Here is a 20,339-nt window from a genome sequence, read left to right as displayed (position 1 = left end):
ACTGAGGATTCACGCATGGCCGGCAAAACCGACACCCCAGCCAAGAAACAACGCTCCAAGTTTTTCCGCGTCGCCGTTGAAGGCGCCACCACTGACGGTCGCCAGATCGAACGGCAATGGCTGGTCGATGCTGCCGAGACCTACAGCCAAAACACCTACGGGGCACGAGTCTGGATCGAGCACATGCGCAGCATGCTGCCCGACAGCCCCTTCCGTGCTTACGGCGATGTGGTTGCGCTGAAGACTGAAGAAATCGAAATCGCCGGGGCTAAAAAGCTGGCGCTGTTTGCCCAAATCGAACCGACTGCCGACCTGATCACCATGAACAAGGCCCGGCAGAAAATGTTTACCAGCATCGAGATTCGCCCGAAGTTCGCTGACACCGGCCGCGCCTATCTGGACGGTATCGCGGTCACCGACAGCCCAGCGAGCTTGGGTACTGAAATGCTTGCCTTCAGTTCCCAGCACCCGGACAAAAACCCGCTGGCAAGTCGCAAAAGCAACCCCGACAACCTTTTTTCCGAGGCTATCGAGGTCGCACTTGAATTCGAAGACGTTGAGGACGAAAGCAGCAAAGTTGCAGGCATTTTCAGCCGCGTTCTCGAAGCCCTCGGCAAAAGCAAGGACAAGGAAGGCAAGGACGCCGCCATTTTTGCGGAACTCGGCGAATCCGTTGAGGCCATGGCCGAGCATGTTGCCAGCCAAGGCGAAGCCTTTGCCGCTGAAAAATCCGCTCGCGAGAAGCTGCAGGCAGCCCACGAAAAGCTGTCTGCTGACTTCAGCGACCTGGTCAAAAAGCTCGAAAACACCCCGGACAACACCGGCACGAAAACGCAGTTCGCCGCTCGCCCTGCTGCTACGGGCGGTGACGGGAAGCTCGTCACCGACTGCTGATCCACATCACGGACAACACCCAGCCAAGGAACATCGGAGAACACCATGCGTAACGATACTCGCGTCCTTTTCAACGCCTACCTGCAACAACTCGCGCAATTGCACGGGGTGGGCGACGTCACCACCAAATTTACCGCCGCCCCAAGCGTCGCGCAGACTCTGGAAACCCGAATTCAGGAATCCAGCGCGTTCCTCAGCGCCATCAACGTGTTTGGCGTCTCCGAGCAGTCGGGTGAAAAAATCGGCATTGGTATCGACGGCACCATTGCCAGTACTACCGACACCACCGTCAAAGACCGTGAACCCCGCGACCCAAGCGGCCTGGATAACCGAGGGTACGTCTGCACACAGACCAACTTCGACACGGGCATTCGTTACCAGAAGCTGGACCAGTGGGCCAAGTTCAAGGACTTCCAGGCACGAATTCGTGACGCCATCATCAAGGCCCAGGCGCTCAACCGGATCATGATCGGTTGGAACGGTACCAGCCGTGCAGCAACCTCCAACCCGGCAATCAACCAACTGTTGCAGGACGTCAACGTCGGCTGGCTGGAAAAAATGCGTCTGGAAAACCCCGCCCGTGTGATGAAGGAAGTGGTCGACGGCAGCGGAAAAATCCAGATCGGCGCCGGCAAGGACTTCGAAAACATCGACGCCCTGGTCGTGAGCATGGTCAACGAGTTCATCGAACCCTGGTACCAGGAGGACACCGACCTGGTCGTGATCTGCGGTCGCCAACTGCTGGCCGACAAGTACTTCCCGATCATTAACAAAACCCAGGCTCCCACCGAAATGCTTGCGGCCGATATCGTCACCAGCCAAAAGCGCATCGGCAACCTGCCAGCCGTACGTGTGCCGCACTTTCCGGCCAACGGGCTGCTGGTGACCCGCCTCGACAACCTGTCGATCTACTGGCAGGAAAACACCCGCCGCCGCACCGTCGTCGACAACGCCAAACGCGACCGCATCGAGAACTTCGAATCGGTCAATGAAAGCTACGTGATTGAAGACCTGGGCTGCGCTGCCATGGCCGAAAACATCACCCTGAGCTGAGGCCGGCAATCATGACCAACCCTTGCCGTCGTCACTTCCAGCGCGTCACAGCAGCCGTTGCAGCGGCTGCCGTGGCCGGTCCTGCCATGACCATGGAAGGTTCAACCGTTTACGAGCTGCACCTCGCCAAGCTCCAACAGGACTACCTGCGCCTGAAACAGGTGCAGTCGACCGAAGGCAAAGCGGAGCTGAAACGGCAACTGCTGCCTGAGTATGTTCCCTATGTGGAGGGTGTTCTTGCCGAAGGCAAAGGCGCCCAGGACCAGGTGCTGACCACGCTGATGGTTTGGCGGATGGACGCCACGGACTTTGCCGGCGCCCTTGATATTGCCGAATACGTGATCCACCACGCGCTACTGATGCCTGACCGCTTCGAACGCACCACCGGCACCATCGTCGCGGAAGAAATCGCCGAAGTGGCCCTGAAGGCGCAAAAGGCTGGTGGCACCTTTGATCTGGATCTGCTGCTGCGCACCGAGCAGATCGCGGGTGAAGAAGACATGCCCGACCAGGCTAAAGCCAAGCTGCACCTGGCGTTGGGCAAGGCATTCGCCGAAAAGGTTGCTGACGATGACACCTCCGAAAATCAGGTGATCGTCCTCGGCTACCTGGACTCCGCGAAGAAACATCTGGCCCGCGCTATTGAGCTGAACACCAGCTGCGGCGGCAAGAAGGATCTGGAGCGCGTCGAACGCCTCCTCAAGAAATTCGCTGCTCCAAGCAGCTGACCGAGCGTCCCCACGCACCCCGCCGGCTCGGGGCGGATCGGCCAGGCCGCTCCTCCTGAACGTGAAGCCCCGACCACCGGCGACCCATTTCTGAGTGCTGTTTCATGAGCGGATTCGTAGCCAGCGGCACCGTCGCCAGCGGCCATATCAACACCGACGTCTTCTGGCCCTCGATCGACCTGGATCAGTTGCGCGCAACACTGAGGATTGACGCCAGCGTCACCGCGCCGCGCTTGGAGACTGCCGCCATTGCAGCAGCCATCAGCGTCAACCGCGAGCTGGGCAAATGGCGCACCGCTCAACAAGCCGCTGGCCATGCCGAACTGGCCGACGTGCCCAGCGAAAGGATCAACGACGTTCCGGTCCTGGTGCACCTCTACCGCCGGGCCATCGAAGCCGCCACCGGAGCCGAAGTGTGTGAGCGCTACCGATCCTACGACACCACCAACAGCGGCAACCAGAACGCCGAAGACCTCACGCCAAACATCGACGACTACCGCCGCGACTTGCGCTGGACCGTGCGTGACTTCCTCGGTATCAACCGCACCACCGTGGAGCTGATCTGATGCCCGTCACCGTCCGCGCCTTCCAGAACGACACCGTTGACGCGTTGTGCTGGCGTCACTACGGCCGCACCGCCGGCGTAACCGAAGCGGTACTCGAAGCCAACCCCGGCCTGGCCGACTACGGGCCGATCCTGCCCCAAGGCCTGGCCGTGCAAATGCCCGAAGCCCAGACGGCCGCGCCACAGCGGCAGATGGTGAACCTATGGGACTGATCAACCTGCAGCGATCCCACGAACCCACCCACCCTGGATTACGGAATGAAGCGCATGCCTGAACGTCCCGACACCTGGGCCTGGCTCGTCGCCTGGCTCGAACAGAACTGGCCTGCCCTGTACGCGGGGATTCTCGCCGTGGCCATCGCAGCCCTACGGATCATGTATGGCGGTGGCACCTTGAGGCGGATGGCCGTCGAGGCCCCCCTTTGCGGTGCCCTGGCGTTGGCCGCCAGCCATGGTTTGGCGCTGCTCGGTATCCCCGCCTCAACCGCACCGTTCTTCGGTGGGGTGATCGGCTTGCTCGGGGTCGAGGGGACTCGCGCCGCTGCCAAGAAGTTTTTCACTCGCAAGGTAGAACAGCTATGACGACGCTTCGTCACGGCGACCGCTCACAAGCGGTGCGCATCCTGCAAAAAAACCTGAACGACCACGGCGCCGGGCTGGTGGTGGACGGCGACTATGGCGATTCCACTGAAGCGGTTGTACGGGCGTATCAGTTGAAAGTCGGATTGGTCGCCGATGGCGTTGCCGGCGAAAAGACCCAGGCCAGCCTGGCCGACGGTGACTGCCTGTCCCTGCTGAAAAACGAAGACCTGGTGCAGGCCGCACAGATCCTCGACGTACCGCTGGCGAGCGTCTACGCCGTCAACGAGGTTGAATCCAAGGGCAAGGGCTTCTTGGCGAATGGCAAGCCGGTGATTCTGTTCGAGCGGCACATCATGTACCGCCAGCTCGCCACACCGCGCCACGAAGGCGACAACCCCGACGAACTCAAGCGCCACGCCGACCAGCTGGCCGCCGCCAATCCGGCCATCGTCAATCCGAAGTCCGGGGGCTATGCCGGCGGCACTGCTGAGCATCAACGCCTGGGCCATGCGCGCCTGATCGACGACACCGCCGCGCTGGAATCCGCTTCCTGGGGCGCGTTCCAGATCATGGGCTTCCACTGGCAGCGCCTGGGCTATGCCAGCGTGCAGGCGTTCGTCGAGGACATGAGCGCAGGCGAGTCTCAACAGTTTGCCGCCTTCATGCGTTTCATCCAGACCGACCCGGTGCTGCACAAAGCGTTGAAAGGCCGTAAATGGGCCGAATTCGCCAAGCTCTACAACGGCCCGGACTACCAGCGGAACCTGTACGACATCAAGCTCCAGCGCGCCTACGAGCGGCACGCTGAGTGCGGCTGCGGCCAGGCGGTGGCGGCATGATTCCTCCTCGAATTGCTCATCTTGAGATCAGTCCGAGACAAACCGGGAAAACCGAACGGCTGATTCAACGTGCGAAACCCTACCTTGTAGCGGGAAGGAAGGTTTGTTTCGTTACCTTGAAGGGGCTGGTCGAAGACATGCGCCGCCGCTTGCCTGATGCGGTGATTCTGGAAGATGGCGAAGACGTGCCGTGCGATGGAGACGCTATTTGGTTTTACGACGAGTTCGATTGGCTCAACTCGACCAGAATTCGGCCCGACGCCTTTTACGCAACCACACCGAGATTCCAGCGGACGGCGGGCGTACATACCGCAGAAAACGATCTGCTGTTACGCCTGATCGAAGCCAATAACCGGCACTTCTGCCGATACACCTGGCCGATCCATATGCCCGACATTCTCGAAGAGGCCCGAGCTTCGCACAGCCCGGAAGAATTCCGGCTGCTCTACCTTGGAGAGTTCCTAAAATGATCGACCTTGAACGCGTGCAACAGTTGAACGTGCAGGACGGCAACTTGCTGGTGGTGCCCGAAAATACCGAGCAAGTCGATATGGAGCTGCTGTGCGAAGCCCTTGCCTACATGACGCCCGGTTGCCGGGTTGTCATCGTTCGCGGCCCCGTCGAGCAGTTGGACGTCGGAGCCATGAACAAACTGGGTTGGTACCGCGCATGAGTACCCTGCGCCAGGCCCTGTACGGCATCGCCCTGCTGGGTGCCCTGGCACTGCTCATCTGGGGCCAGGAACAACGCATCACCGTGGCCGAGAAGAACACCGAACTGGCGGGGAAGGACATCAAAATCGCCCGCGATGAAGCTGACAGGCTACGCGCCAATCTCAGCACCCTGCAAAACACTCTGAACGACGAGCGCATCGCCCAGGCTGCCCTGCGAACCCAGCAGGCTCAACTGCGCCAGGGCCTGGCAAAGCGCGAGCAAACCATCGAGGCGCTGAAACGTGAGAACGAAGACCTTCGCAACTGGGCTGTCCAGCCTTTGCCTGAGCTTGCTCGCCGGCTGCGCGAGCGCCCCGCCCTCACCGGCGCCGACGCTTATCATCAGTGGTTGTCCGGCCGTGGTGCCCTGCACCCTGCCGGCGACAAGCCCACTCAATAACGGCGATCAGCTCACCGACCAGGACCGCGTCGAGGCCGCATGGGCTGAATGCGCCGGCCAGGTAGACATGGTGTTCAACCATCAACAGGCGGCCCCATGAACAAACCCGAAAGCCTGCGCGCCCACCTGCTGGCGACCGTGGCAGAACTTAAGCACAACCCCGACCGGCTGCTGATCTTCATCGACAACGGCAAAATCCGCTGCACCGCGGCTGCCTCGCTGTCGTTCGAATACAGCTTTGATTTACAGGTCATCCTCACCGATTACGCCGGTCACCCCGACAGCGTCATGTTGCCGTTGCTGGGCTGGCTGAGCGTGAACCAATCCGAGCTGCTGGAGAACCTGAACAAGTCGGCCCAGGGCATCCAGTTCGAGGCCGACATCCTGGACAACAGCAAGGTGGACCTGAGCCTGACACTGCCGTTAACCGAGCGTGTGGTTGTGGGGAAAGACGCCGACGGCAATACCACCATCCACCATCCTGGCGAACCTAAGCAGGTGGCTGCATTCCTTGACCCGGCGTGGATACCTGGTACCCAAGGCACCGGCAGTGAATGGGTCGTGCCGAAATGACCAACCGATTGGAAACGCTGGAGGATTGGGCCGCCGGCCTGCTGGGACAACTGGAACCGGCATCGCGCAACAAACTGGCCCGCAGCATCGGCCAGGCCCTACGGCGCAGCCAGCAACAGCGGATCATCGCCCAGCGTAACCCGGACGGGAGCAAATACGCGCCCCGAAAGCAACGCAACCTGCGGGGGAAGCAAGGTCGAGTGAAGCGAAAGGTGCAGATGTTTCAGAAGCTGCGCACGGCGAGCTTTTTGAAGGTTCAAGGTGATGGAAATGCCATAAGCGTCGGGTTCACAGGACGAATTGCACGCATTGCCCGGGTGCACCAGTACGGATTGAAAGATCGCGCCGAACGTGGGGCTCCTGATGTGAGATATGAGCAGAGGAAGGTCCTTGGGCTAACGGATACCGACTTGGATCTGATTCGGGATTCGATGCTCACTTACTTCACCACCCGAACGTAGCTTTACCGATGGGTTTCCATTTCAACAAATAACAGGTAAAAGCTTACCCAGATGCAATCTAAACAAGGATGGATCCGATAGGAGCAAGTGGGTCATGTCTAAAACTTTTAAGGCGCACTGTCCTCGCTGCGACGGCGAAAGAACTTGTTTTATACATGGTGAACATGAGGAACCATGGAGTTGGCACGATGGGTATAATTCACAGCACGGACAGAATGATTACAAAATAGCGGAATGCTGTGGATGCGAGGTGGTGTTCTTCCACAAAAGTGGCTGGGACTCAGAAGATTGGGACATTAGTTACGACCCGGTCACAAGAGAGGAAATCATCACGAACCCGGTAACTGTTATTACTTTTCCAGCGCCTGAAAAGAAAAGTGAAAAACCGGATTGGGTTTGGGCTATAGCGAAAATCGACCCTCAGCTATTTCATATTCTAGAGGAAATGTACCAAGCATATGAGCATGGCGCGTTAATTCTTGCGGCGGTCGGTTTGAGAACCGCTTTTGATCGTACCACCACAGTACTTAAGATCGACCCAGAGCTTACATTAAAACAAAAGGTCGCCCTACTCCTAGATGAAGGCTATATAGGCGAAACAGAGTCAAAAACACTTGAAGTAGTAACAGATGCTGGTAGTGCCGCCGCACACCGTGCATGGAGTCCAACTCTTGATGGATTTCAAATATTGTTAACTACACTCGAACAGTTTATCCGTCGCACAGTTGTGAGTGGCAAATCGGCCTTGGAAATAGCAAACACCATTCCCAAGCGACCTCCAAAAATACCAAAACCCAAGCCGAAACCAAACGAGCAGCCTTAGGCTTGTAGCGCGTCAACACACAACTCTGCGAAGCTGCACTCCCGCACGCGTGGCGCCACCATCGGCGCCATGAACGACTTAGCCACCCTTGCCCGCCTGATCGAAAACCTCATCCGCTTCGGCACCGTCGCTGCCGTCCAGATGCAGCCCCCGCGTGTGCAGGTCAAAACCGGAACTCTGACCACTGCCTGGCTGCCGTGGATCGCCCTGCGCGCAGGTGCAGACCGGGAGTGGAACCCGCCGACCGTCAACGAACAGGTTTTGCTGTTCAGCCCCTCGGGCCAGCTCGGCAACGGTGTCGCCCTGACCGGCCTTTTCAGCGACCAGATCCCCGCCAACGGCGACCGCGAAGGCCTGCACCGCGTCACCTACCGCGACGGCACGGTGATCGAGTACGACAGCGTCGCCCACCATCTCAACGCCACGCTCGCCGATGGCGGGACCACCAACCTGATCAGCACCGGCGGCATCAACATCGTCGGCAACATCACGCACAAGGGCAATTACACCCAGACTGGCGACCAGAACGTCACCGGTAAGGTCACCGTCTCGGTGGATGTGGTCGCGGCAGGCATCAGCCTGGTCAAACACCTGCACGGCGGCGTTATGCCTGGCAGCGGCAAGACGGGGAAACCGGAATGAACCGACACACCGGCGCCGCCATCACCACAGTGGAAAGTATTGCCCAGTCAATGAGCGACATCCTGAGCACGCGCCTCGGTACCCGGGTCATGCGTCGCGAATACGGCAGCCTGTTGCCCGAGCTGGTGGACCATCCGTTCAATGACATTACCCGCTTGCAGGTGTATGCGGCCACCGTCATGGCGCTGATGCGCTGGGAGACTCGAGTCAGCCTCAGCCGCGTGCAGTTTCTCGGCGCCAACTTGCAAGGCCAGTCGTTCCTGGACATTGAGGGCAGCATCGTGGACAACAACGAGCCGCTGAGCCTAAGTGTGCCCCTGCACTTGGGGGCTAGCGCATGAATTCGTTTGTCGCCATCGACCTGGGCCAGCTCCCGGCGCCGCAGGTCGTTGAACAGCTCGATTACGAGCAGATTCTCACCGAGCGCAAGGCCTACGCCATCAGCCTTTGGCCCGCCGAGGAGCAAGCCGAAATCGCCGCTCGTCTCGAACTTGAGTCGGAGCCGCTGACCAAGCTGCTCCAGGAAAACGCCTACCGCGAAACGGTCTGGCGTCAGCGCGTCAATGAGGCCTCCGTCGCCAACATGCTGGCCCTGGCCAAGGGCACCGACCTGGAAAACCTCGCCGCCAACTACAACGTCAAACGCCTGGTCATTCAGGCCGCCAAACCCTCTGCCGTTCCGCCCATTCCGCTGCTGATGGAAAGCGACGACAGCCTGCGAGAACGTGCGCAGATGGCGTGGGAAGGCCTGAGCACCGCCGGCCCGCGTAACAGCTACATCTTTCATGCGCGCTCGGCTGACGGCCAGGTTGCCGACGCCACTGCCGAGAGTCCCGCCCCGGCCGAGGCGGTGGTGACTGTGCAATCGATCCTGGGAGACGGCACCGCCTCGCCCGCGCTGCTGGCAAAGGTCAAGGCCTACCTCAGCGACGACGACCGCCGTCCTGTCGCGGATCGGCTCACCGTACAAAGCGCGCAGATCATCAACTACCAGGTCAAGGCCAAGCTGTTTCTTTCGACGTCCGGCCCTGAGAGCGAGTTGATTCTCGCGGCGGCCAATGCGCAGTTGCTGGCCTTCCTGCACCAACGACGTCGCCTGGGCCTGGAGGTCTCGGAATCGATTATCCACGCCTCACTGCACGTCGAGGGTGTGCGCAAGGTCGTGCTGGAGAACTGGGCAGACATCGTTGCCACGAAATACCAGGCCCCGTACTGCACGGCCGTCGATTTGGCTCTGGGGGTCGAGTGATGGCAGACGCGCCCCTTCTTCCAAGCAATTCGACGCCGCTGGAGCGCCAAGCGGCGCAGGCGCTGGCTCAGATCCAGCGTGTGCCGATTCCATTGCGCACGCTGTACAGCCCAGACCTGTGCCCGCTGCCCCTTTTGCCCTACCTGGCCTGGGCCTTCTCCGTGGATCGCTGGGACAGCAAGTGGACCGAAGCGGCCAAGCGCGCCGCCATCCGCAGTGCGTACTACATCCACTCGCGCAAGGGCACTATCGGCTCACTGCGCCGCGTTGTTGAACCGCTCGGCTACCTGATTGAAATCATTGAGTGGTGGCAGACCGTTCCGGTGGGGCCCCGTGCCACTTTCAGGCTCAAGGTCGGCGTGCTGGACACCGGTATCACCGAAGAGATGTATCAGGAGCTGACCTGGCTGATCGACGACGCCAGGCCTCTGACACGGCACCTCACCGGGCTTGCCATCAGCCTGGAAACCACCGGCCTTGTTCATATCGGCGCCTGCATCACCGAAGGCGACGAGATTGATATCTACCCACCCACACAGCGGGACATCGAGGTCACGGGCTTCATCCACCAGGGTGGCCGTGAACACCAGATCGACACCATGGACATCTACCCATGACAGACCAAAACAGCCAGTTTTTTGCCATCCTCACCGCCGTCGGCAAGGCCAAGCAGGCCAACGCGGACGCCTTGGGCGTTCCTTGGACGTTCGCGCAAATGGGTGTCGGTGATGCCAACGACACCGATCCGATCCCCGGCGAACAGCAAACGCAGTTGATCAATGAACGTCGACGTGCCCCACTGAACCAGCTGAAGGTTGACCCAACCAACCCCAACATCATCATTGCCGAACAGGTTATCCCCGAGAACGTCGGTGGGTGGTGGATTCGTGAAGTGGGTCTGTATGACGCCGACGGCGACCTGGTGGCGGTGGCCAACTGCGCCCCCAGTTACAAGCCGCTTCTAACCCAGGGTTCGGGCCGCACCCAAGTGGTACGGATGAACCTCATTATCGCCAACACTGCCAATGTCGAATTGAAGATTGATCCGTCAATTGTGTTGGCAACCCGTCAGTACGTTGATTCGAAAATCCTTGAGGAGTTGTACAAGCTCGACAATAAGCAATCGGTACGCGTAGCGACCACGGCCAACATTGTGCTGTCGGGCCTTCAGGTCATCGACGGAGTGACGCTGCTCGCGGGCGACCGAGTGCTGGTAAAGAACCAGACGGCGGCCAAGGACAACGGCATCTACATTGCCGCAAGTGCTGCATGGAAGCGTGCGCCTGATGCCGACACCAATGCTGAAGTGACTTCGGCGATGATCCTGTCGGTCGAGCAAGGCGCCGCCCAGGCCGACACCCGCTGGCAACTGATCACGGACGGGGCGATTGTGCTGGGCACCACGGCTCTGACTTTACAGAACGTGACACAGGGATTCGCGGCGATCAATTCCCCGGCCTTCCAGGGAAACCCAACGGCCCCGACGCCGGTCGTTACGGATAACGATACGTCCATTGCGACGACCGCGTTTGTTAGAAACGTTTTGGCCCGCTATGGCATAGCCAGCTATGGCTATGTGTGGAATGGCAACATCGACCTGATTAACGAAACGGGGGTTTACACCTTCAGCGACGGCTCATCTGGAACGCGACCCAAGAATCCTACGACCGGGGCTGATATTCCGAGGGGTGTGTTCTTTCACATGGAGCGTGATAACACGCTCTCGGCGCTACAGATGTGGGAATCGGTCAATGCCGGTGTTGCTCTGACGTTTAAGCGCTCTCGCTTGAGTAACGGTGTATGGACCGCTTGGGCGCAGTTGTGGGATGAACTCAACACGCCAAAACAGGCAACCCCGCTGGATCTGACCACTGGGGCGATGTTGGCGGTAGGCGCTTTCGGGGCTGGGCGAGCCATCTTAAGCACCGAAGTGGACATGAACAATTATCGGGTACCCGGTAATTATCTGACCCCTGCTGCCGGTCTGCTAAACCTCCCGCCCGACTGGCCTCCGGCGGCCCGTTACAGCCTTGTTGTTGAAGGCTACATGAGCACCAACTATCTGGTGCAGCGAATCACCGGTGGCTTAGCGAGCGGTCGCACGCCGGTTTTTGCCTCGCGCACCATGCAAAGCGAAGGCGAATGGACGCCTTGGCAGTTCGGCATCACCAGTGAGCAAGCGCCTTTTCGCGGTACCCAAGTATTCAAAACCGCAGGTGTCTTCACCTGGGCGGTGCCTGTTGGCGTGAAGAAGGCTTGGGTTACGGTTATCGGGGGGGGAGGCGGCGGCGGTCGTGCAGGCGTCTCCGGGGCAGGATCAGGTGGCGGTGGTGGCGGTGGCTTGGCACAAGAGCTAGTTGATCTCTCAGGCGTGACCAGTGTCACGGTGACCGTTGGCGCTGGTGGCGCTGGCGCTACCGTAGAAGCGGGTGTTGGCGAAACCGGTGCGACGTCTTCATTTGGGACCTATCTATCTGCTACTGGCGGGGCCGGGGGCTTTGGTAACGCCTCGTCCGGTTATGCAAATGGCCCGGGGAGTGGTGGGCTCGGCACTGGCGGGGACTTCAACACGTCACTTGGGGTCGGACATCCCAGTTATGGGCCATACGGTGGTTCAGGTGGTGGCCCCGGTAGTCGATCCACGCAAGGGCAGGTCCCAGGTAATACCGGTGTTGGGCCTGGCGGCGGCGGGTCAGGTGCGTTCTACGGGTACAACGGTGGTGCAGGTGCCGCCGGCAACGTAATTATTCAGTGGTGATCAGCATGTGGGCAAGAATCGAAAACGGGACGGTAGTCGAAACTACCGACGTTGATCCAACGGAACGCTTCCACCCGGATCTGTTGTGGCAAGCTTGTCCTACGGATACGCGGCCAGACTGGACCGTAGTGGATGGCAACTTCTCCCCGCCACCGGCAGGGGACGCCTCCGAACAGGTGAATGCCGAGCGGGTATGGCGCAACCTAGAATTGCAAGCAACTGAATGGCTTGTCACGCGCCATCGTGATGAACAGGATTTGGCGTTGGTTCCTACGCTGGCGACTGAGCAGTTTGCAGAGCTGCTCACCTATCGCCAGTCGTTGAGGGAATGGCCTCAAACCGATACCTTCCCAAATATTGAGTCCCGACCAGTGGCGCCGTCATGGATTGCCGAACAGGTTCAGTGAACACCTCACGTTACCTCCTCCTGTAACCCCCTCCCCTACAAGCCCCCGCGCTCGCCCAACCGGCGCGCGCGCGGCAGCCTGTGCACTGTCATCCCAATCACTGCGCAGGCAAACCCATGGCCGATTATCTTCACGGCGTGCGGGTCATCGAACTCAACGACGGCACCCGCCCCATTCGCACCATCCCCACCGCTGTTATCGGCATGGTCTGCACGGCCGACGACGCTGATGCCACCGTCTTTCCATTCGACATACCGATACTGTTGACCAACGTACAAACCGCCATCGGCAAGGCCGGCACCACAGGCACCCTGGCGAAGAGCCTTCAGGCCATCGCCGACCAGACCAAGCCCTACACCATCGTCGTGCGGGTGAAAGAAGGCGAGACCGAGGCAGAAACCACCAGCGCCCTGATCGGCACCACCACGGCCGAGGGCAAATACACCGGCATGAAAGCCCTGCTCGCCGCCAAGGCTCGCGTTGGCATGGTGCCGCGCATCTTGGGCGTGCCAGGCCTCGACAGCCTTCCGGTGGCCACCGCTCTGGTGTCCACCGCCCAGCAGCTGCGCGGCTTCGCCTATGTCAGCGCTTGGGGCTGCAAAACCAAGGAAGAAGTGGTCGCGTACCGGGATAACTTCGGTGCCCGTGAGACGATGGTTATCTGGCCGGAGTTCCAAAGCTGGAACACCGTCACCAGCCAGACCGACACCGCCTCGGCCGTGGCACGCGCCCTGGGCCTGCGCGCCAAGATCGACCAGGAGGTTGGCTGGCACAAAACGCTCTCCAACGTCCCGGTGAATGGCGTTACGGGCATCAGCGCCGATGTGTTCTGGGATCTGCAAAACCCGGCCACGGACGCCAACTACCTCAACAGCAACGAAGTCACCACGCTTATCAATGAAGGCGGCTTCCGCTTCTGGGGTAGCCGCACGACCAGTGCCGATCCACTGTTTGCCTTCGAGAACTACACCCGCACCGCGCAGATTCTCGCTGACACCATGGCCGAGGCGCACATGTGGGCCGTGGACAAGCCCCTGCATGCGTCCCTGGTGCGGGACATCATCGAAGGGGTGAACGCCAAGTTCCGCGAGATGGTTTCGGCGGGGTACCTGATCGGCGGTAAGTGCTGGTACCCGGATGACGCCAACGATAAGGACACCCTCAAGGCCGGCAAGCTGTTCCTCGATTACGACTACACGCCCGTGCCACCGCTGGAAGACCTCACGCTGCGCCAACGCATCACCGACCGCTACCTGATCGACTTCGCCAGCAAGATCAACAGTTAAACCGGGCCTCCCCGCAAGGGGAGCTGACCCCGCGCCTGCGCAACGGAGAACACCGCCATGGCCATGCCCCGCAAACTTAAAAACCTCAACCTCTTCAACGACGCCAACAGCTATTTGGGCGTAGTCAAGACCGTCACCCTGCCCCCGCTCGGCCGCAAGATGGAAGCCTATCGCGGCGGCGGCATGAACGGCCCGGTCAAGGTCGACCTCGGCTTCTCGGACGACGGTATCCAATTCGAATGGAAAACCGGCGGACTGGATCTGATTGCCCTGAAGCAGTTCGGCGCCATCAACGCCTCAGGTGTTGCCCTGCGCTTCACCGGTTCGTTCCAGCAAGACGACACTGAAGAAATCACCGCCGTTGAGGTTGTCATGCGCGGCCGCCACGAGACCATTGAAATGGGTGACGGGCAGGCAGGCGAAGACACTGAACACAGCATCACCACCACCTGCACCTATTACAAATTGATCGTCGACAACGAAGAAATCATCGAAATCGACCTGCTCAACTTCATCGAAATCGTCAATGGCGTGGACATGCTGGCCGAACAGCGCCAAGCCCTTGGCATCTGATCATTCCTGCCCTATTGGGCGATTAACCCCGCGAACTGGAGCCTTACATGAAAACTGACGACACCCTTGAAGCCCTGCCCCCAGTGGATGACAACACCGTCATCCTCGACACCCCGATTATCCGAGGCAAGTCCGTCATCGACAGCATTACCTTGCGTAAACCGCAGTCCGGTGAGCTGCGCGGTGTGCAACTGGTCGAACTGCTGAACATGGACGTGGCCACCCTCATCAAGATCCTGCCGCGTATCAGCAACCCAGGCATCACCGCACCCGAAGCCGCATGCATGGACCCGGCCGACCTCCTCGCCTGTGGCAGCAAGATTTCCGGTTTTTTGTTGCAGAAGTCGGTGAAGACGGACGCATCCCTCGTTGCGTAGAAGAAGCCATGGCCGATCTGGCCGTGGTTTTTCATTGGGCACCGACTGACATGGACCAGTTGGGCCTGCTTGAACTGATGGAGTGGCGCGAGCGCGCCCGGGTGCGGAGTTCCACCGATGGCGAATGACTTAAAACTTCAGGTGTTGCTCAACGCCATCGACAAGGCGAGCGGCCCACTGAAGGCCATCAACAACAACAGCATCGGTGCCGCCCGCGCCCTCAAGGAAGCCCGCGACCGCCTCAAGGAACTCAACACCCAACAGAAAGACATCAGTGCCTGGCGCACCCAGCGCGCTGCCGCCGAACAAACCGAAAAAGCCTTAGGCGCCGCCCGCGACAAGGTTCGGGCGCTGTCCCAACAGTTTGCTGCTACCGGTGTGCCAACCAAGTCTATGGCCAAGGACTTCCGGGCTGCCGTGCGTGAAGCGCAAAAGCTCAAGGAACAACACCAGCAGCAGGGCGAACAGCTCCAGGCGCTACGGAGCAAGCTGCACGGCGCTGGGATCAGCACCAAAAATCTGAGCAGCCACGAACGTCAGCTACGCGAGCAGATCGGCGCCACCAACGCCAGCATCAGCGAGCAGGGCAAACGCCTGGTCGCGTTGAATGCCCAGCAGAAGCGTTTCGCTATCGAGCGCTCCAAGATGGAGAAAACCCAGAATCTCGCCGGCAACCTGGCCACGAACGGCGCCGCCGGCCTGGGCGTGGGCTATGCGGCGAGCCGCCCCGTGGCCAAGGCTCTGGGCGCCTTTGCACCGAATGAAGATTCGGCCACACAACTCAAGGTCTCAATGATGGACGGCACCGGCAAGGTGTCTGAGGACTTCCAGAAAATCACCGATCTGGCGACCCGGCTGGGCGACCGCCTGCCCGGCACCACGGCTGATTTTCAGGAAATGATGACCATGCTGCGGCGTCAAGGCCTCAGCGCGCAGAGCATTCTCGGCGGTACTGGTGAGGCGGCCGCGTACCTGGGCGTACAGCTGAAAATGCCGGTGGCCGAGGCGGCCGAATTTGCGGCCAAGATGCAGGACGCTACCCGCACTTCCGAAAAAGACATGATGTCGCTGATGGACACGATCCAGCGTGGCTTCTACGCAGGTGTAGACCCGACCAACATGCTCCAGGGCTTTAGCAAGATCGCGCCGGTGATGGACACCATCAAAAAATCCGGTATCGACGCCGCTGCTGAACTGGCCCCGCTGCTGGTCATGATGGACCAGGCAGGCATGGAGGGCGGTGCGGCCGGCAACGCCTACCGGAAAATCTTCCAGGCTGGCCTGGACAAAGACGGGGTCAAGGACGTTAACAAAATCATGGAGCTGGAAGGCAAGCCCATCCGCTTCAAATTTACCGACGACAAGGGCAACTTCGCCGGCCTGGAAAACCTGTTCGCCCAGGTCGAAAAACTCAAGACCCTGAACGACGAAGACCGCACCGCCACCATCAAGGATCTGTTTGGTGACGACTCCGAAACCATGACCACCTTGAACACCATGATGAACAAGGGGCTCGCAGGTTATCAGGAGGTACAGCAGAAGCTGCAAAACCAGGCCGACCTGCGCAAGCGCGTCAACGAACAACTCGGTACCCTCACCAATGTCATGGAGGCCGCTCAAGGCAGCTGGACCAATGCCATGGCTGAGTTTGGCGCCGCCGTGGCGCCTGAGCTGAAAGAGGTGATCCAAACCTTGGGAGAGGTCGCCAACAACGTCGGCGCCTGGGCTCGCGAGAATCCCAAGCTGGCGGGCGGCCTGGTCAAAGTCGTGGCGCTGGTCGCCGGCTTGTCCTTCGCGTTCGGTGGCCTGGCGTTAACCCTTGCGGGTCTGATCGGCCCATTTGCGGTGGTGCGCTACGGTATGGCGATGTTCGGCATACGCTTGGGCGCGGTACGAGCCCAATTGATTGGTACCCGCACCGCAGCTATAGGCGCAGGGGCAAGCATTGGTCGGCTCGGGCGAGTCTGGCGAACGTTGGTGGTTACCCGCTCGGCTGGCGGTTTGTTCAGTGCCTTACCTGCTTTCGTCAGCAGCGCCCGCCTGGCAGCAGCGAGCGTGCTGCCAATGCTCGGCGGTGCGATCAGCGCGGTCGGTGCCGCCATCATGGCGACACCCATAGGCTGGTTGCTGGGGGCCATCGCGGCTCTGGTTGCTGCGGGTGTGTTGGTCTACAAGTATTGGAACCCCATCAAAGGGTTTTTCCTCGGTTTCTGGCAAGGCCTTGTCGGCGCGCTACAACCCGTACTCGATAGTTTCGCGGGCCTGGGCCAATCTCTGCTGAGCTTGGGTCAAGTAGTCTTGACGCTTCCAGGTATCGGCACTGCCTTACAGCTTCTGGGCAGCATTGCACGCCCCTTATTCAGCCTGATCGCGAACGGCGTCAGCAGCTTGATCAATTGGTTTGGTCAGCTACTTGCGCCCGTCGAAGACGTCGGCGGCGCCGCTCAATCCATGGGGCAACGTTTTGGTTCCGTCATCGGCGGCACGCTCAGCCTTTTGCTAGGCCTACCTGCACGTTTCGCCGAACTGGGTTCGCAGATGATCCAAGGCCTGGCAAATGGCATCACCAACAGCTTGACGGTAGCCAAAGAGTCCATCACCGGGGCTGGTGATGCAGTGATTGGGTGGTTCAAGGAAAAGCTCGATATTCACAGCCCCTCGCGGGTGTTCGCGGAGCTGGGCGGCTTTACCATGGCAGGCTTGGCGCAGGGGTTGGAAGGTGGCCAGAAAGGACCACTCCAGGCGGTGAACCAGCTCAGCAAGCAAATCACTGAGGCCGGGGCCTTCGCTCTTGGCGCTCCGGCGGTACCCGCCCCACTATTTGACAGTACGGCGCTGGCTGAACCATTTACGTCAGCCGCACAGACCAAAGAAACCCGAGCGGCCGCACTTGGACCTATCGCCGAACAACGACCAGCGATGAACGAAGGCAGCAGTCTACTGCCGAGCATCATCAATCTAGGCAAGCAACTGGCTGCCGGGGCATTGGCGTTCGGCTCGATGTCTCTACCGTCCTTCGCCATCGATGACCGTGCGCCTCTCAGCCCTACCCCGGCATCGACCTACGACAGCCATGACAACTACGAAATCAACATCCACACCACGCCGGGGATGGACGCGCAGGCGATCAGCCGTGCCGTGCGTGCCGAGCTGGCACGCATTGCCAGTGAAAAAGGCGCCCGCCAGCGCAGCAAACTGTCCGATCTGGAGTAACCCCCATGATGCTTGCCTTGGGCATGTTCGTGTTTAGCCTATCTACCGCCGCATACCAGGAACTGCAACGCCAAACCGAATGGCGCCACGCGAGCAACAGCCGCGTCGGCGCAGCCCCGGCGCGGCAGTTTGTCGGACGTGGTGACGATTCCATCACACTGCCCGGCGTCATCCTACCGGAGCTGGCCGGCAGCTCCCTGAGCCTTGACGCCCTGCGCCTGATGGCCAACACCGGCAAAGCCTGGCCGATGGTCGAAGGCAGCGGCCGAATCTACGGCCTCTGGATCATTGAGAGCCTGAGCGAAACCAAAACGATCTTCTTCCGTGACGGCACGCCACGACGGATTGAGTTCTCCCTCAGCCTCAAGCGTATCGATGATGACCGTATCGACCTGCTCGGCGCGGGTACCAGCGCCGGAGTCAACATCATGAGGACGCTGTTGTGATCGACGCAGTCCTCTCCCGCGTCACCGGTTATCTGGATGACTTGGCCGAACGCTACCGCCGCGACGCCGCCTACCCTGTGCCAGCATTCCGAATCACAGTCGACGGCAACGACATCGCCCAGTTGATCAGCCCGCGGCTGATGAGCCTGGACCTGGCCGACAATCGCGGCATTGAGGCCGACCAACTCAGCATCACCCTCAGCGACCACGACGGGCTGCTGGCCATCCCACCTAAGGGGGCAGTCATCCGTCTATGGCTGGGCTGGAGTGACACCGGCCTGGTGGACAAAGGTAGCTATACCGTCGACGAAACCGAGCACAGCGGCGCGCCGGACGTGCTAAGCATCCGCGCTCGCTCTGCGGACCTGCGCAAGGGCCTCAAGACCAAACGCGAACGCAGCTGGAGCAACACCACCCTCGGCGACGTCCTGGGCGACATCGCCCTGGGCAACGGCCTCACCGCCACCATCGCCGGCGCCCTGGACGGTCTACCCATCCTCCAGCTCGATCAGGCCAACGAATCCGACGCCAACCTGATCAGCCGCATGGGGGAAGAATTCGACGCGGTGGTCACCGTCAAGGCCGGGTGCCTGCTGTGTCTGCCGGCCGGCGGCGGCAAGACGGCCACCGGCGCCGAGCTGCCGCATATCACGCTCACCCGAGGCGACGGTGACCAACACCGATACCTGCAAGCCGACCGCGACAGCTACGACGGTGTGCGTGCCTATTTCTACGACGTGAACAGCGCAAAGAAACAGGAGGCCATTGCCGGCGGCGGTGAAAATCTGAAAGATCTGCGTCATACCTTCAGCGACCGCCAGTCCGCCCTGCGCGCTGCCCGGGCGGAACTCAATCGATTGCAGCGTGGCAGCGCAACGCTTAGCTACACCCTCGCCCGGGGCAGGCCTGACCTGATTCCCGAACTGACCTACACGCTCCAGGGCGTGAAGCCGGAAATCGACGAAATCATCTGGTACGGCGGTAACGTGCAGCACACCCTGAGCCCGGATAATGGGTACACCGTGAGCCTGGAGCTGGAAAGCAAGCTGCCCGAGGATACGGTTGAGGATCTGGCGGAGGAAAACAAAGGCGATTACACCGGGATCATCGCGTACTACCGCGACAAGAAAACCGGGAAGGAAAAGACGGTAACGGCTGGGGATCAGAGCAAGCCGAAGCGGTTGCGGTGGTTGTATGCGACCGAGAAGACGGCCAAGCGGGCGGTGGATCGGGAGTGGAAGCGAATGCAAGCAGATAAAGCCTAAACCCTTTACGGAACTGGGTTTAGGCTTTGGAAGCCATCAAGAAAGATCTTTTTCTTTCTGCTTCATGCGCTGCTGTTCACTTTGCTGTTCCTGCTGCTTTTTTAACTGTTCCTTCCGGCGTTCCTGCGTAGCTTCGTGAGACGCCTTGGCGATATCAGTAAGGGTTCTATTCGCAGTGCCCATCATCGCAGCGCCAACCATGAAAACAATGACCTCACCAAAGAAACCAAGGTTCTGCAGTTTCAATGGGTCATTGAAATCCATTTGAGCCGCGAGTTTCCAGATGGTGCTCAGAACAGGGAGCTGCGTACTTGAATAGATAACGCCCACAAGGTGTTTTACCCGATCCCACCCTTGATAGTCAGCGTAACCGTATATCGAAAGGAGCAGCGAGACCAAAATGATCACGCCGCTTACAGCCATGATAATGAGGCCCCAAAGCCACAATTTTTTAGCAGATTTTGTTTCTTTATCGACGTCCAAACATTTCAC

At 60.0% G+C, this 20,339-nt stretch carries 27 protein-coding genes and 1 pseudogene; 27 read left to right on the top strand and 1 reads right to left on the bottom strand.

All coding sequences use genetic code 11. The features are described 5' to 3' along the window. The first annotated feature begins 15 nt into the window (after positions 1 to 15). The 27 genes and pseudogenes from QNH97_RS09575 to QNH97_RS09445 all read left to right on the top strand — a co-directional run bounded on the left by QNH97_RS09575 (position 16) and on the right by QNH97_RS09445 (position 19,847). Complete coding sequence (locus QNH97_RS09575) at positions 16 to 894, top strand: GPO family capsid scaffolding protein (protein ID WP_283556601.1); 879 nt, start codon at positions 16 to 18, stop codon at positions 892 to 894. A gap of 45 nt (positions 895 to 939) precedes the next feature. Next, the gene (locus QNH97_RS09570) at positions 940 to 1,947 is read left to right on the top strand and encodes a phage major capsid protein, P2 family (RefSeq protein ID WP_169851705.1); all 1,008 of its coding nucleotides are present in this window, start codon (positions 940 to 942) and stop codon (positions 1,945 to 1,947) included. Positions 1,948 to 1,958: 11 nt separating this feature from the next. Beyond that, positions 1,959 to 2,675, top strand: coding sequence for a phage terminase small subunit (gene gpM, locus QNH97_RS09565; protein ID WP_283556600.1), 717 nt, complete (start codon positions 1,959 to 1,961; stop codon positions 2,673 to 2,675). Positions 2,676 to 2,779: 104 nt separating this feature from the next. Continuing rightward, positions 2,780 to 3,241, top strand: coding sequence for a head completion/stabilization protein (locus tag QNH97_RS09560; protein WP_283556599.1), 462 nt, complete (start codon positions 2,780 to 2,782; stop codon positions 3,239 to 3,241). Continuing rightward, complete coding sequence (locus tag QNH97_RS09555) at positions 3,241 to 3,453, top strand: tail protein X (protein WP_003199765.1); 213 nt, start codon at positions 3,241 to 3,243, stop codon at positions 3,451 to 3,453. The genes QNH97_RS09560 and QNH97_RS09555 overlap by 1 nt, the downstream gene beginning before the upstream one ends. Positions 3,454 to 3,498: 45 nt before the next feature. Next, a complete protein-coding gene (locus tag QNH97_RS09550) occupies positions 3,499 to 3,822 on the top strand; it encodes a phage holin, lambda family (protein WP_283556598.1) in 324 nt (107 codons plus the stop codon). Further along, positions 3,819 to 4,661 carry an N-acetylmuramidase domain-containing protein gene (locus tag QNH97_RS09545; RefSeq protein WP_283556597.1) on the top strand — a complete coding sequence of 281 codons (843 nt, stop codon included), beginning with the start codon at positions 3,819 to 3,821 and terminating at the stop codon, positions 4,659 to 4,661. Before QNH97_RS09550 ends, QNH97_RS09545 begins: the two co-directional genes overlap by 4 nt. Then, the gene (locus QNH97_RS09540; RefSeq protein WP_283556596.1) at positions 4,658 to 5,131 is read left to right on the top strand and encodes a hypothetical protein; all 474 of its coding nucleotides are present in this window, start codon (positions 4,658 to 4,660) and stop codon (positions 5,129 to 5,131) included. Before QNH97_RS09545 ends, QNH97_RS09540 begins: the two co-directional genes overlap by 4 nt. Then, entirely contained in the window at positions 5,128 to 5,334 is a 207-nt protein-coding gene (locus QNH97_RS09535) for a hypothetical protein (RefSeq protein WP_283556595.1), read from the top strand. Before QNH97_RS09540 ends, QNH97_RS09535 begins: the two co-directional genes overlap by 4 nt. After that, positions 5,331 to 5,774, top strand: coding sequence for an Rz-like lysis system protein LysB (gene lysB, locus QNH97_RS09530; RefSeq protein WP_283556594.1), 444 nt, complete (start codon positions 5,331 to 5,333; stop codon positions 5,772 to 5,774). The genes QNH97_RS09535 and lysB overlap by 4 nt, the downstream gene beginning before the upstream one ends. After that, positions 5,686 to 5,874: pseudogene (gene lysC / locus QNH97_RS09525) on the top strand (Rz1-like lysis system protein LysC); the annotation flags it as partial. The gene lysB and the pseudogene lysC, both read left to right, overlap by 89 nt. Beyond that, the gene (locus tag QNH97_RS09520) at positions 5,871 to 6,347 is read left to right on the top strand and encodes a phage tail protein (protein WP_283556593.1); all 477 of its coding nucleotides are present in this window, start codon (positions 5,871 to 5,873) and stop codon (positions 6,345 to 6,347) included. The pseudogene lysC and the gene QNH97_RS09520, both read left to right, overlap by 4 nt. Then, positions 6,344 to 6,808 (top strand): phage virion morphogenesis protein, encoded by a 465-nt coding sequence (locus QNH97_RS09515; RefSeq protein ID WP_122567990.1) that lies wholly within the window; start codon positions 6,344 to 6,346, stop codon positions 6,806 to 6,808. The genes QNH97_RS09520 and QNH97_RS09515 overlap by 4 nt, the downstream gene beginning before the upstream one ends. 94 nt (positions 6,809 to 6,902) lie before the next feature. Beyond that, positions 6,903 to 7,631, top strand: a complete 729-nt coding sequence (locus QNH97_RS09510) for a DUF4145 domain-containing protein (protein ID WP_283556592.1) — start codon at positions 6,903 to 6,905, stop codon at positions 7,629 to 7,631. Positions 7,632 to 7,700: 69 nt separating this feature from the next. After that, positions 7,701 to 8,273 (top strand): phage baseplate assembly protein V, encoded by a 573-nt coding sequence (locus QNH97_RS09505; protein WP_283556591.1) that lies wholly within the window; start codon positions 7,701 to 7,703, stop codon positions 8,271 to 8,273. Continuing rightward, positions 8,270 to 8,614 carry a GPW/gp25 family protein gene (locus tag QNH97_RS09500; RefSeq protein WP_283556590.1) on the top strand — a complete coding sequence of 115 codons (345 nt, stop codon included), beginning with the start codon at positions 8,270 to 8,272 and terminating at the stop codon, positions 8,612 to 8,614. Before QNH97_RS09505 ends, QNH97_RS09500 begins: the two co-directional genes overlap by 4 nt. Beyond that, positions 8,611 to 9,522: a baseplate J/gp47 family protein gene (locus tag QNH97_RS09495; RefSeq protein ID WP_283556589.1), complete on the top strand. Its 912-nt coding sequence runs from the start codon at positions 8,611 to 8,613 to the stop codon at positions 9,520 to 9,522. Before QNH97_RS09500 ends, QNH97_RS09495 begins: the two co-directional genes overlap by 4 nt. After that, positions 9,522 to 10,139, top strand: coding sequence for a phage tail protein I (locus tag QNH97_RS09490; RefSeq protein ID WP_283556588.1), 618 nt, complete (start codon positions 9,522 to 9,524; stop codon positions 10,137 to 10,139). Before QNH97_RS09495 ends, QNH97_RS09490 begins: the two co-directional genes overlap by 1 nt. After that, positions 10,136 to 12,280, top strand: a complete 2,145-nt coding sequence (locus QNH97_RS29450) for a phage tail-collar fiber domain-containing protein (protein ID WP_502944517.1) — start codon at positions 10,136 to 10,138, stop codon at positions 12,278 to 12,280. The genes QNH97_RS09490 and QNH97_RS29450 overlap by 4 nt, the downstream gene beginning before the upstream one ends. A gap of 5 nt (positions 12,281 to 12,285) precedes the next feature. Further along, positions 12,286 to 12,687 (top strand): phage tail assembly chaperone, encoded by a 402-nt coding sequence (locus QNH97_RS09480; RefSeq protein ID WP_283556587.1) that lies wholly within the window; start codon positions 12,286 to 12,288, stop codon positions 12,685 to 12,687. 116 nt (positions 12,688 to 12,803) lie between these two features. After that, positions 12,804 to 13,973, top strand: a complete 1,170-nt coding sequence (locus QNH97_RS09475; RefSeq protein WP_283556586.1) for a phage tail sheath protein — start codon at positions 12,804 to 12,806, stop codon at positions 13,971 to 13,973. 57 nt (positions 13,974 to 14,030) lie between these two features. Then, a complete protein-coding gene (locus tag QNH97_RS09470) occupies positions 14,031 to 14,546 on the top strand; it encodes a phage major tail tube protein (protein WP_283556585.1) in 516 nt (171 codons plus the stop codon). A gap of 47 nt (positions 14,547 to 14,593) precedes the next feature. After that, entirely contained in the window at positions 14,594 to 14,923 is a 330-nt protein-coding gene (locus QNH97_RS09465) for a phage tail assembly protein (RefSeq protein ID WP_283556584.1), read from the top strand. A gap of 8 nt (positions 14,924 to 14,931) precedes the next feature. Next, positions 14,932 to 15,051 carry a GpE family phage tail protein gene (locus tag QNH97_RS09460; RefSeq protein WP_283556583.1) on the top strand — a complete coding sequence of 40 codons (120 nt, stop codon included), beginning with the start codon at positions 14,932 to 14,934 and terminating at the stop codon, positions 15,049 to 15,051. Beyond that, positions 15,041 to 18,136, top strand: a complete 3,096-nt coding sequence (locus QNH97_RS09455; protein ID WP_283556582.1) for a phage tail tape measure protein — start codon at positions 15,041 to 15,043, stop codon at positions 18,134 to 18,136. The genes QNH97_RS09460 and QNH97_RS09455 overlap by 11 nt, the downstream gene beginning before the upstream one ends. A gap of 5 nt (positions 18,137 to 18,141) precedes the next feature. Then, positions 18,142 to 18,582 (top strand): phage tail protein, encoded by a 441-nt coding sequence (locus tag QNH97_RS09450; RefSeq protein WP_283556581.1) that lies wholly within the window; start codon positions 18,142 to 18,144, stop codon positions 18,580 to 18,582. After that, positions 18,579 to 19,847 carry a phage late control D family protein gene (locus QNH97_RS09445; RefSeq protein ID WP_283556580.1) on the top strand — a complete coding sequence of 423 codons (1,269 nt, stop codon included), beginning with the start codon at positions 18,579 to 18,581 and terminating at the stop codon, positions 19,845 to 19,847. The genes QNH97_RS09450 and QNH97_RS09445 overlap by 4 nt, the downstream gene beginning before the upstream one ends. A 36-nt stretch (positions 19,848 to 19,883) precedes the next feature. Here the strand turns inward: QNH97_RS09445 and QNH97_RS09440 are convergent, their stop codons facing one another. Next, on the bottom strand, positions 19,884 to 20,330 hold the full coding sequence (locus QNH97_RS09440; RefSeq protein ID WP_283556579.1) for a hypothetical protein: 447 nt from the start codon (positions 20,328 to 20,330) through the stop codon (positions 19,884 to 19,886). Between the last annotated feature and the right edge of the window lie 9 nt (positions 20,331 to 20,339).

Origin of the sequence: Pseudomonas sp. G2-4 (assembly GCF_030064125.1) — a bacterium.
Classification (GTDB): domain Bacteria; phylum Pseudomonadota; class Gammaproteobacteria; order Pseudomonadales; family Pseudomonadaceae; genus Aquipseudomonas.
Note: the sequence above shows the minus strand (reverse complement) of the source record. Positions and strands in the feature narration are given on the sequence as shown.

Coding starts and splice junctions, on each gene's coding strand:
- QNH97_RS09500 (WP_283556590.1), top strand. CDS start 8,270: ATGAACCGACACACCGGCGCCGCCATCACCACAGTGGAAAGTATTGCC.
- QNH97_RS09475 (WP_283556586.1), top strand. CDS start 12,804: ATGGCCGATTATCTTCACGGCGTGCGGGTCATCGAACTCAACGACGGC.
- lysB (WP_283556594.1), top strand. CDS start 5,331: ATGAGTACCCTGCGCCAGGCCCTGTACGGCATCGCCCTGCTGGGTGCC.
- QNH97_RS29450 (WP_502944517.1), top strand. CDS start 10,136: ATGACAGACCAAAACAGCCAGTTTTTTGCCATCCTCACCGCCGTCGGC.
- QNH97_RS09535 (WP_283556595.1), top strand. CDS start 5,128: ATGATCGACCTTGAACGCGTGCAACAGTTGAACGTGCAGGACGGCAAC.
- QNH97_RS09510 (WP_283556592.1), top strand. CDS start 6,903: ATGTCTAAAACTTTTAAGGCGCACTGTCCTCGCTGCGACGGCGAAAGA.
- QNH97_RS09470 (WP_283556585.1), top strand. CDS start 14,031: ATGGCCATGCCCCGCAAACTTAAAAACCTCAACCTCTTCAACGACGCC.
- QNH97_RS09560 (WP_283556599.1), top strand. CDS start 2,780: ATGAGCGGATTCGTAGCCAGCGGCACCGTCGCCAGCGGCCATATCAAC.
- QNH97_RS09505 (WP_283556591.1), top strand. CDS start 7,701: ATGAACGACTTAGCCACCCTTGCCCGCCTGATCGAAAACCTCATCCGC.
- gpM (WP_283556600.1), top strand. CDS start 1,959: ATGACCAACCCTTGCCGTCGTCACTTCCAGCGCGTCACAGCAGCCGTT.
- QNH97_RS09575 (WP_283556601.1), top strand. CDS start 16: ATGGCCGGCAAAACCGACACCCCAGCCAAGAAACAACGCTCCAAGTTT.
- QNH97_RS09465 (WP_283556584.1), top strand. CDS start 14,594: ATGAAAACTGACGACACCCTTGAAGCCCTGCCCCCAGTGGATGACAAC.
- QNH97_RS09550 (WP_283556598.1), top strand. CDS start 3,499: ATGAAGCGCATGCCTGAACGTCCCGACACCTGGGCCTGGCTCGTCGCC.
- QNH97_RS09450 (WP_283556581.1), top strand. CDS start 18,142: ATGATGCTTGCCTTGGGCATGTTCGTGTTTAGCCTATCTACCGCCGCA.
- QNH97_RS09570 (WP_169851705.1), top strand. CDS start 940: ATGCGTAACGATACTCGCGTCCTTTTCAACGCCTACCTGCAACAACTC.
- QNH97_RS09495 (WP_283556589.1), top strand. CDS start 8,611: ATGAATTCGTTTGTCGCCATCGACCTGGGCCAGCTCCCGGCGCCGCAG.
- QNH97_RS09455 (WP_283556582.1), top strand. CDS start 15,041: ATGGCGAATGACTTAAAACTTCAGGTGTTGCTCAACGCCATCGACAAG.
- QNH97_RS09540 (WP_283556596.1), top strand. CDS start 4,658: ATGATTCCTCCTCGAATTGCTCATCTTGAGATCAGTCCGAGACAAACC.
- QNH97_RS09555 (WP_003199765.1), top strand. CDS start 3,241: ATGCCCGTCACCGTCCGCGCCTTCCAGAACGACACCGTTGACGCGTTG.
- QNH97_RS09460 (WP_283556583.1), top strand. CDS start 14,932: ATGGCCGATCTGGCCGTGGTTTTTCATTGGGCACCGACTGACATGGAC.
- QNH97_RS09520 (WP_283556593.1), top strand. CDS start 5,871: ATGAACAAACCCGAAAGCCTGCGCGCCCACCTGCTGGCGACCGTGGCA.
- QNH97_RS09490 (WP_283556588.1), top strand. CDS start 9,522: ATGGCAGACGCGCCCCTTCTTCCAAGCAATTCGACGCCGCTGGAGCGC.
- QNH97_RS09545 (WP_283556597.1), top strand. CDS start 3,819: ATGACGACGCTTCGTCACGGCGACCGCTCACAAGCGGTGCGCATCCTG.
- QNH97_RS09515 (WP_122567990.1), top strand. CDS start 6,344: ATGACCAACCGATTGGAAACGCTGGAGGATTGGGCCGCCGGCCTGCTG.
- QNH97_RS09480 (WP_283556587.1), top strand. CDS start 12,286: ATGTGGGCAAGAATCGAAAACGGGACGGTAGTCGAAACTACCGACGTT.